General features: G+C 55.7%; 22 protein-coding genes and 1 tRNA gene. 16 read left to right on the forward strand and 7 right to left on the reverse strand.

Translation table 11 applies throughout. The features are described 5' to 3' along the window. Window positions 1-442: 442 nt before the first annotated feature. The gene (locus KBX13_RS01670) at window positions 443-1,990 is read left to right on the forward strand and encodes an NlpC/P60 family protein (protein ID WP_070977206.1); all 1,548 of its coding nucleotides are present in this window, start codon (window positions 443-445) and stop codon (window positions 1,988-1,990) included. Between the two features lie 19 nt (window positions 1,991-2,009). Continuing rightward, a complete protein-coding gene (locus tag KBX13_RS01675) occupies window positions 2,010-3,062 on the forward strand; it encodes a ferrochelatase (RefSeq protein WP_256020406.1) in 1,053 nt (350 codons plus the stop codon). On the opposite strand, the gene KBX13_RS01680 is transcribed toward KBX13_RS01675, so the two are convergent. Then, window positions 3,052-3,801 carry a hypothetical protein gene (locus tag KBX13_RS01680; protein ID WP_070362450.1) on the reverse strand — a complete coding sequence of 250 codons (750 nt, stop codon included), beginning with the start codon at window positions 3,799-3,801 and terminating at the stop codon, window positions 3,052-3,054. The genes KBX13_RS01675 and KBX13_RS01680 overlap by 11 nt on opposite strands. Before the next feature lie 33 nt (window positions 3,802-3,834). On the opposite strand from KBX13_RS01680, the gene KBX13_RS01685 reads away from it, so the two are divergent. Genes KBX13_RS01685 through KBX13_RS01695 form a run of 3 tightly spaced genes read left to right on the forward strand, consistent with a single transcriptional unit; the run spans window position 3,835 to window position 6,343 of the window. Then, window positions 3,835-4,680, forward strand: a complete 846-nt coding sequence (locus KBX13_RS01685; protein WP_256020408.1) for a DUF3097 domain-containing protein — start codon at window positions 3,835-3,837, stop codon at window positions 4,678-4,680. 26 nt (window positions 4,681-4,706) lie between these two features. Then, a complete protein-coding gene (locus KBX13_RS01690; protein ID WP_256020409.1) occupies window positions 4,707-5,138 on the forward strand; it encodes an NfeD family protein in 432 nt (143 codons plus the stop codon). Next, window positions 5,138-6,343, forward strand: a complete 1,206-nt coding sequence (locus tag KBX13_RS01695) for an SPFH domain-containing protein (RefSeq protein ID WP_205634850.1) — start codon at window positions 5,138-5,140, stop codon at window positions 6,341-6,343. Before KBX13_RS01690 ends, KBX13_RS01695 begins: the two co-directional genes overlap by 1 nt. Here KBX13_RS01695 and KBX13_RS01700 read toward each other — a convergent pair. The 5 genes from KBX13_RS01700 to KBX13_RS01720 form a co-directional block, all read right to left on the reverse strand. After that, window positions 6,321-6,869: a MarR family transcriptional regulator gene (locus KBX13_RS01700; protein WP_252930876.1), complete on the reverse strand. Its 549-nt coding sequence runs from the start codon at window positions 6,867-6,869 to the stop codon at window positions 6,321-6,323. The two genes, KBX13_RS01695 and KBX13_RS01700, sit on opposite strands and share 23 nt — an antisense overlap. A gap of 43 nt (window positions 6,870-6,912) precedes the next feature. Next, window positions 6,913-7,569 (reverse strand): TVP38/TMEM64 family protein, encoded by a 657-nt coding sequence (locus KBX13_RS01705; protein WP_070363517.1) that lies wholly within the window; start codon window positions 7,567-7,569, stop codon window positions 6,913-6,915. Between the two features lie 68 nt (window positions 7,570-7,637). After that, window positions 7,638-7,723: transfer RNA gene (locus KBX13_RS01710), tRNA-Leu, on the reverse strand. Window positions 7,724-7,830: 107 nt separating this feature from the next. Continuing rightward, the gene (locus KBX13_RS01715) at window positions 7,831-8,940 is read right to left on the reverse strand and encodes a quinone-dependent dihydroorotate dehydrogenase (protein WP_070362454.1); all 1,110 of its coding nucleotides are present in this window, start codon (window positions 8,938-8,940) and stop codon (window positions 7,831-7,833) included. Between the two features lie 2 nt (window positions 8,941-8,942). Next, entirely contained in the window at window positions 8,943-9,929 is a 987-nt protein-coding gene (locus KBX13_RS01720; protein ID WP_070362455.1) for a WD40 repeat domain-containing protein, read from the reverse strand. Window positions 9,930-10,023: 94 nt separating this feature from the next. Between KBX13_RS01720 and KBX13_RS01725 the strand changes: the two genes are divergently transcribed. From KBX13_RS01725 to KBX13_RS01765, 9 genes are all read left to right on the forward strand, one after another. Further along, window positions 10,024-10,881, forward strand: coding sequence for an undecaprenyl-diphosphate phosphatase (locus KBX13_RS01725; RefSeq protein WP_071572676.1), 858 nt, complete (start codon window positions 10,024-10,026; stop codon window positions 10,879-10,881). A 64-nt stretch (window positions 10,882-10,945) separates the two neighbouring features. Continuing rightward, window positions 10,946-12,175 carry a cysteine--1-D-myo-inosityl 2-amino-2-deoxy-alpha-D-glucopyranoside ligase gene (gene mshC, locus KBX13_RS01730; RefSeq protein ID WP_256020411.1) on the forward strand — a complete coding sequence of 410 codons (1,230 nt, stop codon included), beginning with the start codon at window positions 10,946-10,948 and terminating at the stop codon, window positions 12,173-12,175. Then, on the forward strand, window positions 12,168-12,551 hold the full coding sequence (locus KBX13_RS01735; RefSeq protein WP_070477117.1) for a hypothetical protein: 384 nt from the start codon (window positions 12,168-12,170) through the stop codon (window positions 12,549-12,551). Before mshC ends, KBX13_RS01735 begins: the two co-directional genes overlap by 8 nt. Beyond that, on the forward strand, window positions 12,544-13,212 hold the full coding sequence (locus KBX13_RS01740; RefSeq protein ID WP_246814877.1) for an HAD family phosphatase: 669 nt from the start codon (window positions 12,544-12,546) through the stop codon (window positions 13,210-13,212). Before KBX13_RS01735 ends, KBX13_RS01740 begins: the two co-directional genes overlap by 8 nt. Window positions 13,213-13,253: 41 nt before the next feature. Next, window positions 13,254-13,517: a phosphoribosyl-ATP diphosphatase gene (locus KBX13_RS01745; protein WP_252930882.1), complete on the forward strand. Its 264-nt coding sequence runs from the start codon at window positions 13,254-13,256 to the stop codon at window positions 13,515-13,517. A gap of 12 nt (window positions 13,518-13,529) precedes the next feature. Then, window positions 13,530-14,378 (forward strand): ATP phosphoribosyltransferase, encoded by an 849-nt coding sequence (gene hisG / locus KBX13_RS01750; protein ID WP_070362458.1) that lies wholly within the window; start codon window positions 13,530-13,532, stop codon window positions 14,376-14,378. A gap of 101 nt (window positions 14,379-14,479) precedes the next feature. Beyond that, window positions 14,480-15,901: an aspartate ammonia-lyase gene (aspA, locus tag KBX13_RS01755; protein WP_070362459.1), complete on the forward strand. Its 1,422-nt coding sequence runs from the start codon at window positions 14,480-14,482 to the stop codon at window positions 15,899-15,901. Window positions 15,902-16,005: 104 nt separating this feature from the next. Beyond that, window positions 16,006-17,319 (forward strand): anaerobic C4-dicarboxylate transporter, encoded by a 1,314-nt coding sequence (locus tag KBX13_RS01760; RefSeq protein ID WP_256020413.1) that lies wholly within the window; start codon window positions 16,006-16,008, stop codon window positions 17,317-17,319. 15 nt (window positions 17,320-17,334) lie between these two features. Continuing rightward, entirely contained in the window at window positions 17,335-19,026 is a 1,692-nt protein-coding gene (locus tag KBX13_RS01765) for a formate--tetrahydrofolate ligase (protein ID WP_070976923.1), read from the forward strand. A 29-nt stretch (window positions 19,027-19,055) separates the two neighbouring features. Here KBX13_RS01765 and KBX13_RS01770 read toward each other — a convergent pair whose 3' ends face one another. Next, window positions 19,056-19,865: a RecB family exonuclease gene (locus tag KBX13_RS01770; protein ID WP_070976926.1), complete on the reverse strand. Its 810-nt coding sequence runs from the start codon at window positions 19,863-19,865 to the stop codon at window positions 19,056-19,058. Between the two features lie 44 nt (window positions 19,866-19,909). Between KBX13_RS01770 and KBX13_RS01775 the strand changes: the two genes are divergently transcribed. Next, entirely contained in the window at window positions 19,910-21,154 is a 1,245-nt protein-coding gene (locus tag KBX13_RS01775) for a M18 family aminopeptidase (RefSeq protein WP_256020415.1), read from the forward strand. 15 nt (window positions 21,155-21,169) lie between these two features. Beyond that, window positions 21,170-22,003, forward strand: a complete 834-nt coding sequence (locus KBX13_RS01780; protein ID WP_256020416.1) for a tRNA (adenine-N1)-methyltransferase — start codon at window positions 21,170-21,172, stop codon at window positions 22,001-22,003. The last annotated feature ends 3 nt before the right edge of the window (window positions 22,004-22,006 follow it).

The raw sequence follows: 22,006 nt of genomic DNA on the forward strand, positions 1-22,006 counted from the left end.
TAACTTCTGTTACTGAAGATAAAGTTTGTGTAACAAATCAGTTAAGTGTCGTATGGTTTGTTTGTTGCCTCATGAGCTGAGGTGTGTTGCAAACGTGCCAGAGCTTTCCTCTAGTCAAGGAAGTTGCACTGACTTTTGACACGTGTGGTCCAGTCAAACCACGTCTATGTTTGCGTCGTACACAACCGTGAGGCTGTTTTCAGTAGTCGATTTAACAGAGCCGTACTCGTCTCAGCACGCGGAGTCTTCACAGGTCGGGTTTGCCTGACAGCGAGCTAGTCACTCGCTTGCTTGCCCGGCGTGAGACTTTGCATGAGTTGATGTTGGGTGCGGCGTGAGGAGCACCTTCGTGGTTACCCCGTCGAAGAGCACGCGAACGCGTGCTCGCCAGGTTTGGTCCAGCACCCTTGCTTGTTCAACCAGTTTCGCGTTGGCTTTTTCATTGAGCTCTCCTGTGGGCCCTGCTGTTGCTGCTCCCGCAGCGCAGTCAACTGCGTCTGCTCTAGTAGCCAAGCTTTCAGCATCGCAAGCTGAGATCGCCGAACTAGACCTGAAAATTGGTCAACTACGGGAAGCGGCAAATCGTGCTTTTGTAGACCTCCATGATGCTCAGTCTCGTTCTGAGCAGGCACGCCGCGGTGCTGAGGAGGCGAAGCGTCGTCTGGAGGAATCGCAGGCGGCAGTTGAGAAAGCTCGTGCTGAGCTATCCGCAGTGACTCGGTCGCAGTATCGCAACTCCGCTGGTGGAAGCCCGATTCAGGCACTCGGTGGAGAGCAATCGCAAAAGGATGTACTTGACCGTTCACTCTTTCTCCGTCAACGAAGCGAGGAAAAACAGCAAAAGCTCGCCGAAGTTGAGCAAGCACGCCTCGAGGCTGCGAACGATGAATCTCTGCAGCGCCAGGCCAGTGAAGTTGCGCAGCAGGCTGCGGACGAAGCTGCGGCCGCAGAATCCGCTACGCGTGATGAGCTTGCCTCTCTGTCTTCACAACTAGACGATGTCATTGAGCAGCGCGAGGCTGCATCTGCGGAGTTGAACAGCATCGAGAGCGACGTCGCGCAGGAACGTGGCATCTCAAATAGCCCTGCGCCGCAGTCAGCTGAGGTTCAGGAGACTCCAGCTGAAACGTATGAGGTTTCGCCTGAGCTTCTTGACGCCGTCGAAGAACGAATGAACGAAATTGCCCCCGGAGCTGAGGTTCCAAATGAACAAGCACTAGTACAAGCCGTGAATACGGCGCAGCGTACAGGTGGATATGTGGAGGTCTCCAACCAGGCAGATACGCCGCGGCTCGAGTACTCCGAGGGGAGCGATGTCACTGACTTGCTGACCCAAGCGGCAACCATCGTCGCTTCTGAAGCCCTCGTTGGTTCCTCTCAGCCTGATCACAGCGAAACAGCGAACCCCTATGGAGGCTCGAGCACAAGTGACGTCATTGCTGCTTTCGCACAGGGACTCAATAGTGTTCTGGCTGCTGATTCCTCCGCTGGTCAGCCTGACTCTGCTACTTCCGATCTGTCGCAGGTCGTTCCTGCAGTTGGCACTTTCGAGTCGATTACGAATGAAGTTCGGTCTGCCTTAGCACCGTCGGCAAATTCCTCGTCTGTAGAGACAGTAATCGCACGTGCCGAAGCGATGATCGGTACGCCGTATGTTTGGGGCGGTGGTGACGCGAATGGTCCAACCGTGGGTGTGAATGGCGGGAGCATGTCTGGATTCGATTGCTCTGGGCTTGTACTCTACGCCTTTGCTGGCGTAGGAATTTCGCTGCCGCACTACACGGGCTACCAGTACCAGCGAGGAACTCCAGTTGCGCCGAGTGAAGCACAACGTGGCGATCTCTTGTTCTGGGGCCCTGGCGGCAGTCAGCACGTGGCAATTTACCTCGGCGACGGCATGATGATCGAGGCTCCCCAAGCTGGCCAGAATGTTCAGATTGCTCCAGTTCGTTGGTCTGGTATGTCAGCGAATGCAGTCCGTCTGCTTTAGTTCATTAGAATCATTCCCCATGGCATTCAAAAATTTCGATGCGTTGCTCGTGCTCTCTTTCGGTGGACCAGAAGGGGAGGACGAAGTAATTCCATTCCTCGAAAATGTCACACGCGGCAGGGGCATCCCGAAAGAGCGGTTGAAAGTAGTTGGTGAGCACTATTTCCACTTCGGTGGAGTGAGCCCAATTAATGGCCAAAATCTAGAAATCATCGAGCAGCTTCGTGCCGAGCTGAGTAGGCGGGGGCATAATCTTCCGGTCTATTTCGGAAATCGGAATTGGCATCCTTTCGCAGAAGATACCGCACGCGAAATCTCAGAAGCTGGGCATCGGAACATCCTCGTTTTCGCTACGAGCGCTTGGGGCGGTTACTCCGCTTGCCGTCAGTATGATGAGGATATTGCTCGGTTGCACCAGGCACACCCTGAGCTGCATTTCACAAAACTGTGGCAGTTCTACGGGCACCCAACGTTTGTCCGGCTCATGGGTGATTCGTTGAAGCAAGCAATGGAGTCACTTGATGACAAGGCTTTGCGAACGACCCGGATCCTCTTCTCGGCGCACTCAATTCCCACAGCTGCAGATGCCGCCGCTGGCGGCCACGAGGACGCACATCTTTACTCGCGACAGGTCCTTGAGGCTTCGCGCCTCGTCGCAGAGCATGCAGGAGTAGAGACTTACGAAAACGTTTGGCAATCGCGTTCCGGCAACCCGCAGACTCCGTGGCTAGAGCCCGATATTATCGACCGCGTCAAGGAGCTCCATCAACAGGGAGTCACTCACATCGTTTGCGTGCCGATCGGGTTCTTGACTGACCATATGGAGGTTGTGTGGGATCTCGATACCGAATTGAAGGCTGAGTGCGACAAGCTCGGCGTTGAATTCACCAGGGTCCCGACTATCGGTCTCGAGCCGCGGTTCGCATCGATGATCGTTGACATTGCAGAATGCATTAGCCGCGGCACGACGCCTCCTACGCTGTCCACGATTTCGGTGCAGGGCTGCACCGAAAATGGTGTTCCTTGCCACACTGATTGCTGCGCTCCGATTCGTCCGCACGTTACCGAGTAGCCCGAAAATCGCGAACGGCTTCCGCAACGCCTGCTGTTCGCGCTCTTCGGATGCTCCTTCCCAATACGAGCAAGTGCTGATCAAAAGAGTGATCTCCCAGCCGGTCTGTCACCGTCTCGACGATCGCCGAGACTCTATCCGCGCGCGCAAAAATCTGCGCTGCCCTTGGCGTGGTGGCAATTGGCAATCCTGGGGTGTCATAGAAATCGGTGATATGGCCGACCGTCAGTCGGGGTGAGGACAGCGTTTCGTTGGGCTGGGCGACGGCCTCAATCATCATCGCAGCTTGATCTGTTGCGCTTCTCAGCATTTGGTCGGCCTCACCAGGAGATAGCCAGTCTGGTTCGGGTGGGCGTCGATAATCCTCGAACCAACGCCAGTGCACGCCGTCTGTTTCGAAGCTCGGAATGAGAATGTGATAGAGCCCTTCTGCCCCGATGATGATCAAGGCTCCTGCATCCGTCATTGCTTCCGCCGCTGCTGTATGAGCCCACAGAGCAGGAGTGTCGCCCGCTCCACCTAGGACTAGCCGCACGACCGGCTCGCGGGACTCAAGATTAGCTACCCTGCGAATTTCGGTGAGCAATTCTACGCCCCCACCGGTGCCATAATGGTGGCCTCCACCGAGCTCGTCAAGTGCTGCGAGCGTTTCGTCTGTCGACGTCACGTGATACAACCACGCTGCGATCCACACCGCAGTGTTTTGCAGTGGCGAGTAAACATGCGCGCGAAGATTCATTCGTCTGATGGTAACCGATAGACTAGTGCCACTATGACACCGGATAATCGTTACAGCGGAGATATTTTCCAAGGGCATTCGCGCAACAAGAAGCCCAAGTATCCCAGCATCCCCGCAGAGCCAGGCATCATCGTCGAGATTGTGGGCGACGAATTCGTGGGAGCCGTAGTTGGTTTTGAGCGTACGTACGACGGTGATTTCGTTCGTCTCGAGGACAGGCACGGACAACAACGCCTTTTTAAGATGCTTCCCGGAGCCTTCGAAGTAGAGGGACAGCGAGTCTCCTTACACCGCTATGTCGCTCCGCAGCAGGAATCGAGCACCCGCTCAAACTCCGGTTCACGAAAAGTAGTTAACGCGAAAGCGAAAGTTGCGCAGCCTAGCCGTATTTGGGTGGAAGGTATTCACGACGCCGCTATCGTACAGAAGGTATGGGGGCACGACCTCAAAGTCGAAGGTGTCGTCGTTGAGTATCTTGAGGGGCTTGACAACTTGAGCGACAGGCTGGAGGAGTTCCACCCGGGACCGGGGCGACGCATCGGTGTGCTTGCTGACCACCTCATCGACGGCACAAAAGAGTCCCGCCTCGTCGAGGGGGTAGGCCCACACGTACTTGTCACAGGCCACCCATACATCGACATTTGGGAAGCCGTAAAGCCGGAACGAGTTGGGTTGAAGAACTGGCCAAAGGTGCCTTACGGAGAGGATTGGAAGACAGGGGTTTGCCAACGTGCCGGGTGGGGCAGCCCGAAGGATGGCTGGCGGCGTGTCGACGATGCTGTCGAGACATACCGAGATCTTGATTCCACCCTTATCGGCGCAGTTGAGCGACTCGTGGATTTTGTCACCAATCCGCAGCTTAAGAAATCCGACTGCTGACCGAATCGTTTTTGTATAGTGAAGCCGTGGGTAGTCTTATTTGGCTAGGCATTGCCGTAGCATTCGCAGTTGCTGAACTCGCCGTAGGGGAGTTCACGTTCCTCATGATTGCAGCAGGGGCGCTTACTACGTCTGCTATTGCGCTTGCCGAGGTGCCTTTGGGGGTTGAAATCGGGGCGTTTGTAGTTGCTTCGGCCGGTTTCTGGTTCCTCCTCCGGCCTTACTTGCACAGGCGCTTGCGCCGCCCATCTGCGGTGGGGGAGCTTGGCCAATCACTCATTGGCGCGAGTGCACAAGTGGTTGAGGAGATCACGCCGAGCAGCGGTCAGATTCAACTGGACGGATCGCTTTGGTCCGCGAGAGCAATTGATCCAAGCCACACCATTAAGTCTGGTTCCACAGTCATCGTTTCAGATATTGACGGCCCAATCGCCGTCGTATGGAAGGAGTCGCCATAATGGCCTTGGTAATACTGGGGCTGCTGCTCATCTTGGTAATCGCGGTGCTGCTCGCATCTGTGAAGCTAATCCCGCAAGGTGAGTCAGCAGTTATTGAACGTCTGGGGTCCTATACACGGACCGTTTCCGGTGGGCTAACACTACTGGTGCCGTTTATTGATCGTGTTAGAGCGCGCGTTGATACGCGCGAGAGGGTCGTTTCGTTTCCTCCGCAAGCAGTAATTACGCAGGACAACCTCACCGTCGCAATTGATATTGTGGTGACGTTTCAGATTAACGATCCGGCAAAGGCTATTTACGGCGTCGATAATTACTTGGTAGGTGTTGAGCAAATATCCGTCGCGACGTTGCGTGATGTCGTCGGCGGGATGACACTTGAGGAAACGCTAACCTCGAGAGAAACTATTAACAGGCGTCTGAGGGGTGAGCTTGACGCTGCTACCGCCAAGTGGGGACTGCGTATTAGCCGCGTTGAGCTGAAAGCGATTGATCCGCCACCATCTATTCAGCAATCGATGGAAATGCAGATGAAAGCCGACCGCGAAAAGCGCGCCATGATCCTTACCGCCGAAGGTAAGCGCGAGTCGGACATCAAGACTGCCGAAGGTGAAAAGCAGGCACGAATCCTCTCTGCTGAAGGCGAGAAGCACGCTGCTATTCTCGCGGCTGAAGCTGAGCGCCAGGCGATGATTCTACGCGCGGAAGGCGAGCGTGCGGCGAAATATCTTGAGTCGCAAGGTGAAGCGCGAGCCATTCAGAAAGTCAACGCGGCGATCAAGTCCTCAGAGGTGACGCCGGAGATGCTTGCGTACCAGTACCTGGAGAAGCTGCCTAAGATCGCGGCCAATGAAGCATCAACGATGTGGATGATTCCGAACAGCTTTGGCGATTCTTTGGAGCAGTTCGCCAAGGCGTTCGCTGGCAAGGACAGCGACGGAGTGTTCCGCTACGAACCCCAGCGTGCAGATTCACAAACGCGCGCTATGGCCGGCGAAGACGACAGCACGGACCAGTGGTTTGATACCTCCACTGATCCCGAACTTGCTCGGGCACTTGCAGAGGCGCGTGCCGTCGCGAACAAGCACGTCGACGACCCGGATCCGACAAGCGCATTCGACGAAGTCTCTACCCCGACCGAAACGCCGCAAGTTGCCCAAAAGGGCGAACACCGGGCAATTGAATCTAATGACTCGCCCGACGCATAAGGTGTAGCGCGAGTTTCCAGCCAGCCTGCTCGGCCTGCCACCCGGCGGCCTGCAGGCGCTGGCTCATTGCCTGTTTAGAAATGCCTAGTTGCGCTGCGGCTTCATTTTGGTTGAGCCCAGAGCGCACGAGCGATGTGGCTTCGCGGCCTTCAAACGTTCGCTTATGCAGAATGTGCGCCAGCAGGGCAAACGTCGCTGAGATATCTTCTGCCTCGGTATCAGGCGCATGAGCATCCGTGATAACTTTCACTTGCGCTGCACGTGTGCCGACAGCCTCAGTGGCGGCAAACTCTGCTCGTCGCCTGCGCGTGATTCCCAGGCCGACAGCCCAATTACCATCTGACAGCAGCGCCATAATGAGGTTAAGTGCTGTCTCCGGCCCATCCACTGTTGCGCGGATATCCTCAACGCCAATGACTTCGAACGGCGAAACACCCGGAAGCGTCGAGAGCGCGTGAGCCGAGGACTCGACGAACGCGGCGCGACCTTTTTCGCGACCACGGTAACGTGCATGCACAGCAATCATGCGTACATACTAGCGTGCTTCAAGAAAGTACACGCTCGAGCCTTTACTCTTCTATTCGACGCGGCTTCGCCGGGTGGCGCGCGTCGATAATCAGTCCTGTCACGCCAAGAACAGACAGTGCAAACACTGCGCCGAGAAGTACTGGGTTTGCATCTCCGCTCAACGTGTCTCCGAACAATGCAACGAGAATCGTGTTAGGCGCCGAGCCGATGAGCGTTGCCCCCATGAACGGCAAAAGCCGGACTCGACTTAGCGCTGAAGCGTAGTTCATGACCGAGAAAGGGATACCGGGGATGAGTCGCAGGCTCATTACCGCCAGCCAACCGCGCTGTTCCAACCGTTCATTAATCATGTGAAGCTTGGGGTGAGAAATTTTGCTCTCAACCCAGTCACGTAAAAGAAACCGCACAACAGTTAGCGAAAGACCTGCTGAGGCCGTCGTTGCGGTGATAGCGAGCAGAATCCCAAACCAACCACCGAACAGAACACCGGAGGAAATGGTGAGCAACGTACGGGGGATCGGGAACTGTGTGATGAGTACGTAGAGCAACCAGAAAACGACTGGGAACCAGGCTCCCGTACTATCAGCCCACTCGCGAAACGTCGACAGCGAAGGTATTTCAAAGAAGCGCCACACCCACAGTGCAATTGCGAGAAGTACCAAAATGACCATCACGCGTAGTGGTGACTGTTGGCGCATCCGTTTGCCCTTCGTCTTTAAGTGCGGCCTAAACAAAAAACCGGCTTCCTGGAGGAAGCCGGTCATTGTGCCCGGAGGGGGACTTGAACCCCCACGTCCGTTAATAGGACACTAGCACCTCAAGCTAGCGCGTCTGCCATTCCGCCACCCGGGCTGGGTGTTTTGCTTTCAACCTCTCGGCTGGGCACTTGCACTACTATAGAGTGACGTTGATTCAAGATGCAAATCGCCAGTACAAGTGCCCAAACGTAGGCCACCAAGCTAGTCGGAGTTCAAGGCGATCCAGGGGAGTTCGGAGCCAACAGCATCTGTAATATTGGAAAGTCCATGGGCTTTAAGTTGCTTCTGTAAGTCCTTGTGAATTCGGTAGATCCACCCCGGACCACCGTAAATAAACGGCGTATACCCCTGGAGAAGGCTTGCGCCGGATGTAATACGCTCCCATGCCTGCTCTGGTGTCGAAATGCCACCGGAACTGACCAGTACGAGTTGGTCGCCGACTCGCGCATGGAGACGCCGCAAAACCTCCAGCGCGCGGCTGTTGAGCGGCGCGCCGGAAATACCACCCGCCCCCATGGCTTCCACTTCGGCAGCATCGGTTCGAAGGCCTTCGCGGGAGATGGTCGTATTGGTCGCCACGATGCCGGCAAGGTTCATTTCGACGGCCAGATCTGCAACTGCATCGATATCCTCGTCGCTGAGATCAGGAGCAATTTTTACCAGCACAGGCGTCGTAGTTGCCGTAGTAACCACGTCAAGGATTGGCCTCAACGATTCAACTGACTGAAGGTTGCGAAGCCCAGGGGTGTTTGGGGAAGAAACATTGACCACGAGGTAGTCCGCCAGAGGGCCGAGCACAGTCGCGGTAGCTCGGTAGTCGCCAACCGCGTCCTCGGAGAGCTTATTTTTCCCGATGTTGATTCCAACGATCTCAGGAGTCTTCCGGGCTCGGAGACGCTCTGCAATGCTCAGCGCGCCATCGTTGTTGAAGCCCATTCGGTTGAGGATCGCTTTGTCCTTCGGCAAGCGATAGAGCCGTGGACGTTCGTTTCCGGGCTGCGCCTTCGGGGTCACAGTTCCTAATTCCGCATAACCGAAACCGATCGCCGACCACGTGTCCGGAGCTTCCGCGTTCTTATCGAATCCTGCAGCGAGACCCACCGGGGCGGGGAAACGCACGCCGAACAACGTCTGCTCGAGAAGCGGGCCGTCGACACGTACGACACGAGTCATAGCTCGGGTGAGGGGAGTTAGGCGTTGTAGGGTTTTCAGCCCGCCCATGATGATGTCGTGGATGCGCTCAGGCGGAATTGTAAACATTCCCCGAAGTGCGAGCCCATATACCGTGTCGTATAAATTGCGTTGATTCATTTCTATTTGGCCTCAATGCTTTCAGTGGAAACTATTTGCAGGCCACTACCTGACGCAGATCCGATAATGAGTGTTCCGTCAGAGAGCGCTGCAATACTTTGTGCATCTGGAACTGTACTGACCTGAGCACGTTCAACGGGGACGCCGTGGGAAATGTCATAGGCAGTCGCCAGGTTCCTTTCGGTTGAAGTCACCCACGCGAGCTTATTAGCGCTATCCCACGCGACGTCCCACGCTCCGGAGGGCACCGGCACACTCTGCTGGAGACGGATGACTTCATTGGTGGTGTACACGAGTAGCTGGTTACCCGTCGCGTCCGCAGCGAGCACCATACCGTGCTCTCCAGCAGCAACCTTGCCGACGCCAAGCCCAGCACGCAACGTTGCCCCCTGACGTCCTGTGCCCCAATCAAGGTCCTGAATGGTGGTGTCAAATGTGTTCACGCGCACAACGGAATCGGCACCACCATCTACCGGAACAGCCTGCAGCTGGTCAGTTTCGCGCGCGACAGAAAACTCCTTTTTGAGCTCACCGTTGCTATACAACCACACTGACTTCGCACTGTCGCTTCCGGCTAAAACACTGCCGTCCGAGGCGACTGTTGCCACAGTCACCGGGTGGTCGGTAGCAACTTTTTGAAGCCCCTCTTTGTTAATGATGGCAATGAAATCTCCGCACCCTACCGCAAACTGACCAGCGTTTGCCGAGACTTCACCGCAAGCATCCTCCAACTTGAACTCTTCTACTCGGTTTTCTTCGAATTGTGCGCTGGTCCCAACGTAAAGCGCATCCGGGGTGCGCACACCAATCAAGTCGTTCGTTTGATCCACATCGACGATGGTGCCAAATTGAAGCAACTGGCCGTCAGGATGTGCCGAAGGGGGTGACGCAACTGGTTCAGCGCTACCCATACTTATGGCGTCATTTGGGTCAACGACATCAGGAGTACACGCCGCAACAGCCAAAGCTACGGCCATAATGGGCAGCATTAAGGCGACTTTTCGTTTTGTTCTCACGGAGGTCAACCTTATCAATGCTGTACGCATGTGGGGATTTTTCTCCGCACGGGTAAGGTTTTCCAACATGATTGCCGCCTCTCAGTTAGCAGAGTCAATGACATGGGCTCAAGTGATTGTCCTCTCGGTCGTCCAAGGCTTAACCGAGTTCCTTCCAGTCTCATCGTCAGGACACCTCCGCATTGTGTCCGAGCTTTTGTGGGGCGAGGACGCTGGCGCGAGTTTTACCGCTGTCATTCAGCTCGGCACCGAACTCGCTGTGCTGGTCTTCTTTGCGAAGGACATTTGGAGGTTCCTCTCTGGATGGTGTGTCGGACTGTTTGATAAGACGAAGCGCGGGTTCGATTACCGGATGGGGTGGATGGTCATCGCTGGCACTATTCCAGTCGGGGTGCTTGGCTTTGCTCTGAAAGACTTGATCCGTGAGAACTTCCGTAACCTTTGGATTACTGCAACGGTTCTCATTTTGTTTTCGTTCGTGTTCATCTTGGCGGAAAAGCGCGGGACGAAAAAGCGTAGCTTCGAGCAGCTGACAGTCAAAGATGCCATCGTGATGGGCCTGTGGCAGTGTCTAGCTCTCATTCCGGGTGTTTCGCGTTCGGGCGGCACTATTTCGGGCGGTCTCTTTTTGAACCTTGAGCGGGAAGTGGCAACTCGTTTTTCGTTCCTCTTAGCTATCCCGGCTGTGCTCGCATCAGGCCTCTTCTCACTACCGGATGCGTTTGATCCGCAAGCAGGGCAAGCAGCAACAGGTCTGCAGTTGCTCGTCGGAAGCGCTATCGCATTTGTTTTGGGATATATTTCCATTGCTTGGCTGCTGAAGTTTGTTTCGCACCACTCATTTTCCTGGTTTGCTGCGTACCGCATACCTCTTGGCATCATCGTGATGGTGCTGCTGGCTACCGGAGTTATGCAACCGGTGTAGGCAACGCTTGCCTTTGAACGCCGGTAACCGCGCATGATGAGCGTGCCGCGGTATGGTGGTCACTATGCATTCTTGGCCACAACCTGTAGTCCCTGCTGTCTCTGGTACTCCGGTGCCGCTGTCTCTGTATGACACCGCAGATAGGGTGGTAAAGCCCGTTAACACAGCTGCCCATCACTCGGGGAAGGTGGGGATGTACGTCTGCGGGATCACCCCATACGACTCCACTCACCTTGGACACGCAGCTACGTACCTCTCCTTTGATCTCGTCTATCGTCAGCTCCTTGCTAACGGCCACGACGTTCATTACGTGCAGAACATCACCGATGTCGACGATCCATTGTTCGAGCGCGCGGAGCGAGACGGCGTCGATTGGCGCGAGCTGGGAACGGAACAGATCAACCTTTTCCGCAGCGACATGGAAGTGCTCTCCGTCATCCCGCCTCAGGACTATGTTGGCGCGATGGAGACCGTCGATGAGGTCATTGAGATGGTGCAGCGCTTGCTCGACGTCGGCGCAGCGTACCGCCTAGACCACGGTGATATTTACGCTGATATCACCGCAACCAAACAGTTTGGATACGAGTCAAACATGACGCGCGAGCAGATGGAGCATTTCTTTGCCGAGCGCGGGGGAGACCCTGACCGTGAGGGGAAACGAGACTCACTCGATGCGCTGGTGTGGCGTGGACACAGGGAAGGGGAGCCCGCGTGGGATTCTCCCTTCGGCCCCGGCCGCCCAGGTTGGCACGTCGAGTGCTCTGCCATCGCTGCGAACCGTCTCGGCGTACCGTTTGCAATCCAAGGCGGAGGCTCGGACCTAGCGTTTCCACATCACGAGTTTTCTGCCGCGCATGCTGAGGCTGCGACTGGAGAACAACGGATGGCACACCACTACGTGCACGCGGGAATGATCGCGCTTGAGGGAGTGAAGATGTCGAAATCTCTCGGCAATCTCGTCTTTGTGCACAAGCTAACAGAAGAGGGACACTCAGCGTCTGCGATTCGCCTTGCCGTCTTCTCCGGCCACTATCGCCAAGACCGCGATTTCTCCTACGAGGCACTCGATCAAGCAGAGCATCGACTCAAGTCGTGGCACACAATTCTTTCTCAGACAGATCAGCAGTCTCGCGTGGAGCAAACAATTCAAGATTTGCGCCAGGCCCTTGCTGACGACCTCGACACACCAACTGCGATTCAAATTATCGACGCCGCCAAAGGCGATTACAACGGGTTACTTCGACAAGCTATCGAAGGCTTACTCGGTGTAAAGGTAGGCAGCAACGATGAGTAGTCTCCGATCCACATTCCAATCCGATGTCGACGAGTTCATCGAGGATTTGAGGGTGTTTGCATCCGGTGAATATTTGCAAGAGCAGGACCTCGAACTCTGGGAAGCCCCATTTGACCCTGCCGTATTACCTGAGCTCCGTGAAATCCTCGAGATTTTTCTCGACACTGCGTCGCTCGTCGCGCAGCCGGTTGACGACGCCACCATCAGCGACCTCTACACGGGCCTCATTGCTAATCTTGAAGAGTTCAACGCTAAGCATCAATATGCCGTGCTCGAGCCAGAGGAGATGTCGGACATCGAGGGAATTTTCGCGAAGGTCTCGGCACAGATTGGCGCGGATCCATCCGTCGTCCAGGAGCTGTTCAATCGTGAGTAGGGTTCGCGCTCCCCAAGCTGTGCTGTGGGATATGGATGGGACGCTCATCAATACCGAGCCGCTTTGGGCGCAAGCAACCTTTGAGCTGTCTGAGTTTTTGGGCAAGAGGCTTTCTGCGGAGGAGCGTCGAAAAGCGGAGGGCGTCAGTTTCCCCACAGCGTTGAGCATCATCACTACTTGGACCGGGTATTCCTTGCAGCCCGGAGATACAGAGCGGCTGAAGCGGTGGATGCAAGAACGGATGCAGCAACTCCTAGGGCAAGGTATTGAGCTGAACCCGGGAATACGCCACGTCCTTGACATACTGCGGGACCATGGCATTCCGATGGCCATTGCGACGAACACGGAACGCGCGCTCGCTCAAACCTGCATTGACTTCATCGGAAACGATTACTTTCAAGCAACCGTGACTGGAGATGAGGTATCCAACCCAAAACCAGCTCCGGATATGTATCTGAAAGCAGCGCAATTGGTTGGTGCTGAGCCGTCGCGCTGTATCGCAGTTGAAGACTCTCAGGCGGGAATGCAAGCAGCGATTAGGGCAGGTGCACGGGTGCTCGGCTTGGCCGACTATGTCCCGAAGCCGGCCACAAGAATCACCTTCAGCGATTTACAGTCTGCGACACTTCATGATGTTGCAAGGTGGTATTCCGCGCCATAAACCGCGCTCAAAGCTCTTCTGTTTCCGCTAAGGTGTTGTGCGTGAAGGACTTCGATCAACTTTTTGCTCAGCTCACTGAAACTGCCGACTCCAAGCGCTCTGACTCAAGCACGGTGCAAGCGTTAGAGAAGGGCGCCCATTTCATCGGCAAGAAAATCATCGAAGAAGCTGGTGAAGTGTGGATCGCTGCCGAGTATCAGTCTGACGAGGAGCTGGCGGAGGAAATGAGCCAGCTGATGTACTGGACCCAGGTAATGATGCTGCAACGAGGTCTTACCCCTGATGACATCTATAAATACCTCTAAGGATTTCGCCTGATGATTAAGTTTGCGGTTCCAAATAAAGGCTCTTTGTCAGAGAAGGCGCTCCAGATTCTCAAAGAGGCCGGTTACAAGGGGAGGGGCACGTCAAAAGCCCTGAATATCTGGGATGAAGAAAACGGTATTGAGTTCTTCTTCCTGCGCCCAAACGACATCGCTATTTACGTTGCTCAAGGCCACCTTGACCTGGGTATCACTGGGCGAGATTTGGCACTCAATTCCCATGCCGAAGTAGAAGAAGTACTTCCGTTGAGCTTTGGTGCATCGACATTCCGGTTTGCTGCCCCGCAGTCTGAAACGTGGGCGGTGCCTGATTTGGAAGGTAAGCGGATAGCAACTTCATACCCGCACCTCGTGATTGACTATCTTGACGGGCTCGGCATCACTCCGAAGGAAGTCATTGAGCTTGACGGCGCTGTTGAGATTTCGATCAAGTTGGGCGTCGCGGACGTTATTGCTGACGTCGTATCCACTGGTACGACGCTACGACAACATGGGCTGGCACCATTTGGGGAGCCCATTCTTGCCAGCGAAGCCGTCGTCATCAAGCGTAAGGGCGTAACGCTAGCAAACGAACATGAGGTAGTGCTTCAGCGTATCCGCGGCATCTTGAACGCAGAGAACTTCCTGATGCTCGATTACAACATTTGCAGAGATGACCTCGACAAAGCCAGCGAACTTACACCAGGCATGACGGGGCCGACTGTCTCGCCGCTGTCGCGCGACAACTGGGTCGCGGTGCGCGCTATGGTTCCGCGAACCCAAGCGAATGCGGTTATGGACGCTCTCTCTGAAATTGGCGCGGAAGCCATTTTGGCCACTCAGCTGCGCATTGCACGCCTATAGGATTTTCAATTAATCACCGATAAGTCACCCCTATCCCTATTATTGGGGTGACTAGGTGGCCCAAAAGTTGTATAGCGTCGAATTTGCGTACAATCAGTGGCATGAGTAATCGAATTGAAGAAGATCTGCTTGGCACACTCGAAGTGCCCTCCGACGTCTACTACGGCATCCACACCCTGCGTGCCGTCCACAACTTCCCGATCTCCGGCCAGACCATCAATGACCTGCCAGAGTTCATTCGTGGCATGGTGGAAGTAAAGAAAGCCACCGCACTGGCCAACAACCGCCTCCACGTTCTGCCAAAGAAGAAGGCGGACGCCATCGTCAAGGCCTGCGACGAGATCCTCGACAACGGTCGCTGCATGGACCAGTTCCCAATCGACCAGTTCCAAGGTGGCGCTGGCACGTCCCTGAACATGAACACCAACGAGGTTGTCGCAAACCTCGCTCTTGAGATCCTCGGTGAAGAAAAGGGTAGCTACGACATCATCAACCCGAATGATGACGTCAACATGTCCCAGTCCACCAACGACGCATACCCGACCGGCCTTCGCCTCGGTGTGTACTACGCCGTCCAGGGCCTGCTGACCGAGCTTGAGGAGCTCACCAAGGCGCTCAACGCTAAGGGTGAAGAGTTCGACGACATCATCAAGATGGGGCGCACCCAGCTCCAGGACGCAGTCCCGATGACGCTCGGCCAGGAATTCACTGGCTTCGGCGCACTGCTTGAGGAGGAACTGGACGTCATCAAGTCCGCAGCACAAGCACTGCTGACCGTCAACCTCGGTGCAACCGCAATTGGTACCGAGCTCAACACTCCAGACGGCTACCGTCAGAAGATCGTTGAGGCTCTCGCGGAAGTCACCAAGCTGGATATCAAGGGCGCACCGAACCTGATTGAGGCAACGTCCGATACCGGCGACTACGTATGGATGCACTCCGCACTGAAGCGCGCCGCGATGAAGATCTCTAAGGTATGTAACGACCTGCGCCTGCTGTCCTCCGGCCCACGTGCTGGCCTGAACGAGATCAACCTGCCGGAAATGCAGGCTGGCTCTTCGATCATGCCTGCGAAGGTGAACCCTGTCATCCCTGAGGTTGTAAACCAGGTGTGCTTCAAGGTCTTCGGCAACGACGTTGCCGTCCTGACCGCATCTGAGGCTGGCCAGCTCCAGCTCAATGTCATGGAGCCGGTAGTTGCCGAGGCCCTGTTCAATTCCATCCGTCTCCTCACCAACGCAGTCCGTACGCTGCGTGAGAAGTGCATCGTTGGCATCACCGCTAACAAGGATGTGTGTGAGGCCTTTGTGAACAACTCCATCGGCATCATCACATACCTGAACCCAGTGATCGGCCACCACAATGGTGACGTCATCGGTAAGGAAGCTGCTGCTACGGGTAAGAGCGTTCGTGATCTTGTTCTCGAGCGTGGCCTGCTCACGGAGGAGGAGCTGAAGGTTGTGCTGGGCAAGGACAACTTGATGCACCCAGAGTACCGCGGCGAATTTTTCGACGAGGACTAATCAACCAAAAGTAGTAAATCTCACACTCCCCTGATTCGGTAGTTATCGCCTCTTAGTGCGATAATGGAAGCGAATACTAATTCGACCGAATCAGGGGAGTTCCTGTGTTACTTGTGATACAACTCATCATCCTGTTCGGCGCCATTGTTCTCGGCGCCCGGATGGGTTCCATTGCTATCGGTTTTGCCGGTGGCCTTGGCGTTTTGCTTCTCGGACTCACTGGTATGTCCGTAACCGCCGATGACATCCCCTTTGATGTCATCGGCATCATCATGTGTGTGATCGCTGCTATTTCTGCAATGCAGCTGGCGGGGGGCATGGACTATCTCGTGTACCTCGCTGAGAAGTTCCTACGCCGCAATCCAAAGCGCGTCACGGTGTACGCGCCAATCGTTACTTGGTTGATGACCGTGCTGGCAGGCACTGGCCACACCGCTTTTTCCACTCTTCCAGTTATCGTTGAGGTTGCTAAGGAGGGCGAAGTTCGCCCATCCCGCCCGCTTTCGGTCGCAGTCATCGCATCGCAGATGGCAATCGTGGCTTCCCCGATTTCGGCAGCAGTCGTCTTTATGGCCTCCGTGCTTGAGCCTCTGGGCGTCGGCTACCTGCAGTTGCTCGGCGTCATGATTCCTGCGACCTTCCTCGCGATTTTCCCAACCGCTTGGGTTTCGAACAAGCTTGGTAAAGACCTCGTTGACGACGAGGTGTACCAGCGTCGCCTCGCAGACGGTCTCGTAGCAAAGTCGAGCACCACCGAAGGCAGCTACAAGCCGAAGGATGGCGCAAAGGCCTCCGTGTGGATCTTCCTTGTCGCGATTGTCATCGTTATGTTCTACGCGACGATCATCTCCGATCAGATCGGTCTCATCGAGAACCCAACCGTCCCTCGTAACGAGGCAATCATGGCGATCATGCTTTCCGCTGCCGCTGCGATCCTGCTTATTACGAAGTCTCGCGCAGCTGAGGTCTTGAACACCCAGGTGTTCCGTTCCGGCATGTCTGCTTCTGTGTGTGTGCTTGGTGTTGCATGGCTGGGTACGACCTTTATTAACCACTACATTGAGGACATTCAAAACATTGCTGGTGACGTCCTGACGGCACAGCCATGGCTGCTCGCAGTCGTTCTGTTCTTCGCCGCATCTCTGCTCTACTCGCAGGCTGCCACCGCGAAGGCACTTATCCCAGCTGCTCTCGCAATTGGCGTCAGCCCGCTCACCGCTGTTGCAGCATTCCCAGCAGTGTCCGCACTGTTCGTGCTTCCGACGTACCCAACCCTGCTTGCAGCAGTGGAGATGGACGATACAGGCTCGACCCGAATCGGCAAGTACGTCTTCGACCACCCATTCATTCTGCCGGGTATCGTCTGCATCGCAGTCTCGGTAATTCTCGGCTACCTCATTGGGGCGGTGCTGATTTAAAGCTAAACTAGGGGCATGTCTACACAACATCACGACAGCCCCAAGTCCGAAGTTCTAACTGATGTGGAGATCGCTCAAGCGCATACGCTTGAACCGATCTCCACTATTGCGTTCAAGGCCGGTATTTCCGAAGATGCGCTGATTCCATATGGCAAGTACATGGCCAAGGTCGACCCCTCGCTTGTCAAGGACGATAAGCAAGGCAAGATCATTCTTGTCACAGGTGTTTCCCCAACCCCAGCGGGGGAGGGGAAATCCACCACACTGATTGGCTTAACTGATGCGTTTACAAACCTCGGCAAGAACGCCATTGTTGCTTTGCGGGAACCTTCTCTCGGCCCTGTGATGGGTTTGAAGGGCGGCGCGGCAGGTGGTGGCTACTCGCAGGTGGTTCCGATGGAGAACATTAACCTCCACTTCACTGGGGACTTCCACGCGATTACCAGTGCGAACAATACGTTGGCTGCGATGATCGACAACCACATTCACCAGGGCAACGAGTTGAATATCGACCCGCGGCGTATTACGTGGCAGCGGTGCTTGGACGTCAACGATCGTTCCCTGCGAAACGTAGTAACTGGTCTGGGGGGACCAGCCCACGGAGTACCGACGGAGACTGGATTTACGATTACTGCGGCTTCGGAAATTATGGCAATCCTCGGTCTTGCGAACGACCTTGACGACCTCCACGAACGCCTGGCACAAATCACTGTCGGTTTTACCTACGATCGCAAGCCGGTGACTGCGGGTGAGCTTAATGCAGCCGGGGCTATGACAGCGCTGCTAAAAGACGCATTGAAGCCGAACCTTGTGCAGACCATGGGTGGCACTCCTGCATTTATCCATGGCGGTCCGTTTGCAAACATTGCCCATGGTTGCAACACCTTGATTGCCACGAAGACAGCACAGAAGTGTGCTGACTACGTCTTTACGGAAGCGGGATTCGGGGCTGATCTCGGCGCGGAAAAGTTCTTCGATATCAAGTCACATTACGGTGACCTCGACGTGGCTGGCGCGGTAGTGGTCGCCACTATCCGTTCTATCAAGTACAACGGTGGTGTTGACCGCTCCGATCTCAAGGCTGAAAATATTGATGCGCTGGCGAAGGGCATTGTGAACCTTGAGCGGCACGTCGAAAACCTTCGTAAATTTGGTGTCCGCCCTGTCGTGGCGCTCAACCTGTTCACTTCTGACACGGATCGCGAACGCGCTTGGATGGCAAAGTGGGCAAAGGATTTCGGTGTTGCACTGGAAGAGGCCGAGGTATGGGCGCATGGCGGTAAAGGCGCCGAGAAGCTGGCAAAGACGGTCCTTGACAACCTGGTCGACGGTGCTTCTTCGTCGCTGTACAACCCGGAGGAAGGCGTCGAGCAGTCAATCGAGACGATTGCCCGCGAGGTATACCGCGCGGCAGATGTTCAATACTCGGATGCGGCGCGGAAAGACCTCGAGAACTTGCGTGCGAGTGGCGCAGATGCCCTACCGGTATGTATCTCGAAAACGCAGTACTCGTTTAGCGACGACCCCTCTCGCCTCGGAGCGCCCGAGGGCCACACGTTGCATGTGCGTCAGCTCATTCCGCGTACGGGTGCCGGATTCGTACTAGCACTCACTGGTGCTGTGATGACAATGCCTGGCCTGCCGAAAAAACCAGCAGCCAACAACATTGATGTCGATTCGAGTGGCAACATCAAGGGGCTATTCTAGTTTTAGCCTGCAGTGGTCCGTCGCGGTGTTTACTCCACATCCGCCGCGGACCCCGGCCACCCAGGGTACTGCGGTGGCGTCCCTCCGAACTCCGGGCAGTACGCCTGAAACGCACACCAATCACAGAGCCTGGAACGTTTTGGTCGGAACTGTCCGGATTCACCGTCACGGGTAATTTTGGCCCAAAGTTCACCGAGGTCGCGCTCGAAGTACTCGAGTTCTTCACTTGAAGGGGTAAGGAAGAGTGAATCTGCCACCTTGAGGTACATGAGCCGCAGTTGATCAGGTATTTCGTTGAAAAGCCGCCAGTACACCAGTGCGTAGAAGCGCATCTGGAACTTCGCGTCGTGTGAGAACCTTGGCTGTGGTTTCTTGCCGGTCTTGTAGTCAACGACCCTGATTTCACCAGTTGGCGCGACGTCAACGCGGTCGATGAAGCCTCGCACGGGCACACCGTTGGGCAGCACAGTATTGACATACATTTCTTGCTTGTGTGAGTCAAAGCCAAGTGGGTTTTCCATCTGGAAATATCCGCGTAGGAGCGTGCGGGCGTCGATAAAAAGCAGTTGTTCGTCCTCGATGGGGTCTGCAACGCTGGGGTCCTGTTCGCACATCTTCTGCCATGCGGGGACGATGAGTTTCACCGCCGCAGGGTAGGTGCGTTGTTCGCGTTCCATCCCAAACAGTTCCTCGAGGACGGCATGCACGAGGGTGCCTTTGACCTGGGGTTCAGTTTTGGGTTCTTCGATTTTGTCGATCGCTCGCAGCCTGTAGAGCAGTGGGCACTGCTGGTAGTCGGACGCGCGCGAGGGGGACAGGGCTAACGGTTTCGCTTTCATATTCGTCCTATCCTAGTGGTTTCTCTCGAGCTAGACTCGCACGTATGACTACATCGATTGATTCGTTTCTTCGATTTCTTAGTGCGAGCCCGAGCGCGTTCCACGCAGCTAACCAAGTTCGCTCGTTGCTCGTAGGCAAAGGATTTCTTGACGACGCCAGCTCCACTGCATCTCCCACAACTCCGGGTGGCCATGTGGCCGTCGAAGGAGGGGCAGTCATAGCGTGGTGGATACCCGAAGAGTTTGACTCCGAGACCAGCCGATTTCGGATTGTTGGGTCACATACGGATTCCCCGGGGCTTATGGTGAAGCCGAGGCCTGACGTTGAGGGAGAGGGGATACATCAGGTGGCAGTTGAGGTCTACGGCGGGCCGATTTTGCAGAGTTGGTTCGACCGTGACCTTGCCTTTGCGGGGCGTGTGGTGGACGCGAGTGGGAAGACCCACTTGGTAAATTCTGGTCCGATTGCTCGGGTCCCGAACCTCGCAATTCACTTGTACCGAGCGGATACGCCTCCGGTTGAGCGCCAACAACACACGCAGCCGGTGCTCGGCGTGGATCGTCCGCTCTTGGAAGTCATCAGTGAGCAAATTGGGTTGGGTGGCGAGTCAATTGCTGCGCACGAGCTGATTACGGTAGATACGCAGCCTGGTGCAGTGATTGGTAACATGCTGATGGCTGGTCGGCTTGACAACCTTACCAGTGTGTGGGCGAGCCTAGAAGCGCTGATTGAAGCCCAACGTGAGGCAACACATTCCGATGTATTGGTTCTCGTCGCGTTCAACCACGAAGAGGTCGGTTCAAACTCACCGACGGGCGCAGCAGGCCCACTACTCGAGCGATTCCTACGACGAATCGCGTCCGGGCTGGGGGTCAATGACTTCCTGAGCCTCTGCGCTAGGTCTTCGATGATCTCAGCCGACGCGGCTCACGCGGTGCACCCGAACTATGCAACAAAGCACGATCCTTCGCACCGCCCCTTGCTGAACGCCGGGCCTGTCCTGAAGGTGAACGCAAATCAGCGTTACGCCTCCGACGCGGAAACTGAGGCAACGTGGCTTCGCGCTTGCGAGGCGGCGTGTGTGCCGAACCAGGTGTTCGTCGGAAACAACGACGTCCCTTGCGGTTCGACGATCGGACCTATCGCCGCGACGCGCCTTGGCATCCCTACCGTGGATGTTGGTGTTCCGTTGCTCTCGATGCACTCCGCCCGTGAAATGTGTGGGGTAGAGGATATGAAGTGGTTTGTACAGGCGCTCCACGCCTTTTACACGGACGCACGAGTGTAAGGCATACTGAACAACATGTATTCAGGTCCATTTCGCGTTGGCGATAAAGTCCAACTCACGGACGCAAAGCGTCGCCACTTCACCATCCAACTCGTTGAAGGAGGGCTGTTTCACTCACATAAGGGGATTGTCAGCCACGACGACATCATCGGCGCGCACGAAGGCTCGGTGGTGAAGTCCACCTTGGGTGCGGACTATCTCTGTTTCAGGCACCTGCTTGTTGATCACGTGTTATCCATGCCACGTGGCGCCGCGGTCATTTATCCAAAGGATGCCGCTCAGATTCTTGTCGAGGGTGACATTTTTATGGGTGCGCGCGTGTTGGAGGCCGGCGCAGGTTCCGGTGCTCTCACGATGTCGCTCTTGCGTGCTGTCGGCCCCGATGGTCATGTGTTTTCCTACGAGATCCGCGATGATCATCTGAAGTTCGCGAAAGACAACGTAGAGGACTACTTCAACGGTCGCCCTGATTGGTGGACACCACGTCTGGGAGATTTCGGTGAGGTCACTCAAGAGGACCTTGGTGGACCAGTTGACCGCGTGATCTTGGACATGGTTGAGCCGTGGCACTTCATCGACACCGTCAAGAATGTGTTGATCCCCGGTGGCGTTTTCATGACCTACGTGGCAACCGTCCCGCAGCTGATGAACATTATGGAGGGCATCCGCGAGGCAAAGTGCTTTACGGAACCTCGCGCATGGGAAACCCTGCTGCGTGAATGGAAGGTCGAAGGTCTGGCAACTCGGCCAGAACACCGTATGAACGCGCACACTGCATTTCTCGTGTGGACGCGCCGACTCGCGGACGGAGTGACACCACCTCGTCCGCAACGGCGCGCGCGTCGCTAAGAT

Source organism: Corynebacterium sp. CCUG 51687, from assembly GCF_024453995.1.
Taxonomy (GTDB): Bacteria; Actinomycetota; Actinomycetes; order Mycobacteriales; family Mycobacteriaceae; genus Corynebacterium; species Corynebacterium pseudogenitalium.

Bases quoted from the DNA above. Each gene is read 5' to 3' on its own strand.
- aspA (WP_070362459.1), top strand. From the start codon at position 14,480: ATGAGTAATCGAATTGAAGAAGATCTGCTTGGCACACTCGAAGTGCCC.
- KBX13_RS01685 (WP_256020408.1), top strand. From the start codon at position 3,835: ATGACACCGGATAATCGTTACAGCGGAGATATTTTCCAAGGGCATTCG.
- KBX13_RS01700 (WP_252930876.1), bottom strand. From the start codon at position 6,869: ATGATTGCTGTGCATGCACGTTACCGTGGTCGCGAAAAAGGTCGCGCC.
- KBX13_RS01725 (WP_071572676.1), top strand. From the start codon at position 10,024: ATGATTGCCGCCTCTCAGTTAGCAGAGTCAATGACATGGGCTCAAGTG.
- KBX13_RS01715 (WP_070362454.1), bottom strand. From the start codon at position 8,940: ATGAATCAACGCAATTTATACGACACGGTATATGGGCTCGCACTTCGG.
- KBX13_RS01705 (WP_070363517.1), bottom strand. From the start codon at position 7,569: ATGCGCCAACAGTCACCACTACGCGTGATGGTCATTTTGGTACTTCTC.
- mshC (WP_256020411.1), top strand. From the start codon at position 10,946: ATGCATTCTTGGCCACAACCTGTAGTCCCTGCTGTCTCTGGTACTCCG.
- hisG (WP_070362458.1), top strand. From the start codon at position 13,530: ATGATTAAGTTTGCGGTTCCAAATAAAGGCTCTTTGTCAGAGAAGGCG.
- KBX13_RS01735 (WP_070477117.1), top strand. From the start codon at position 12,168: ATGAGTAGTCTCCGATCCACATTCCAATCCGATGTCGACGAGTTCATC.
- KBX13_RS01675 (WP_256020406.1), top strand. From the start codon at position 2,010: ATGGCATTCAAAAATTTCGATGCGTTGCTCGTGCTCTCTTTCGGTGGA.
- KBX13_RS01775 (WP_256020415.1), top strand. From the start codon at position 19,910: ATGACTACATCGATTGATTCGTTTCTTCGATTTCTTAGTGCGAGCCCG.
- KBX13_RS01780 (WP_256020416.1), top strand. From the start codon at position 21,170: ATGTATTCAGGTCCATTTCGCGTTGGCGATAAAGTCCAACTCACGGAC.
- KBX13_RS01695 (WP_205634850.1), top strand. From the start codon at position 5,138: ATGGCCTTGGTAATACTGGGGCTGCTGCTCATCTTGGTAATCGCGGTG.
- KBX13_RS01770 (WP_070976926.1), bottom strand. From the start codon at position 19,865: ATGAAAGCGAAACCGTTAGCCCTGTCCCCCTCGCGCGCGTCCGACTAC.
- KBX13_RS01765 (WP_070976923.1), top strand. From the start codon at position 17,335: ATGTCTACACAACATCACGACAGCCCCAAGTCCGAAGTTCTAACTGAT.
- KBX13_RS01680 (WP_070362450.1), bottom strand. From the start codon at position 3,801: ATGAATCTTCGCGCGCATGTTTACTCGCCACTGCAAAACACTGCGGTG.
- KBX13_RS01720 (WP_070362455.1), bottom strand. From the start codon at position 9,929: ATGCTGCCCATTATGGCCGTAGCTTTGGCTGTTGCGGCGTGTACTCCT.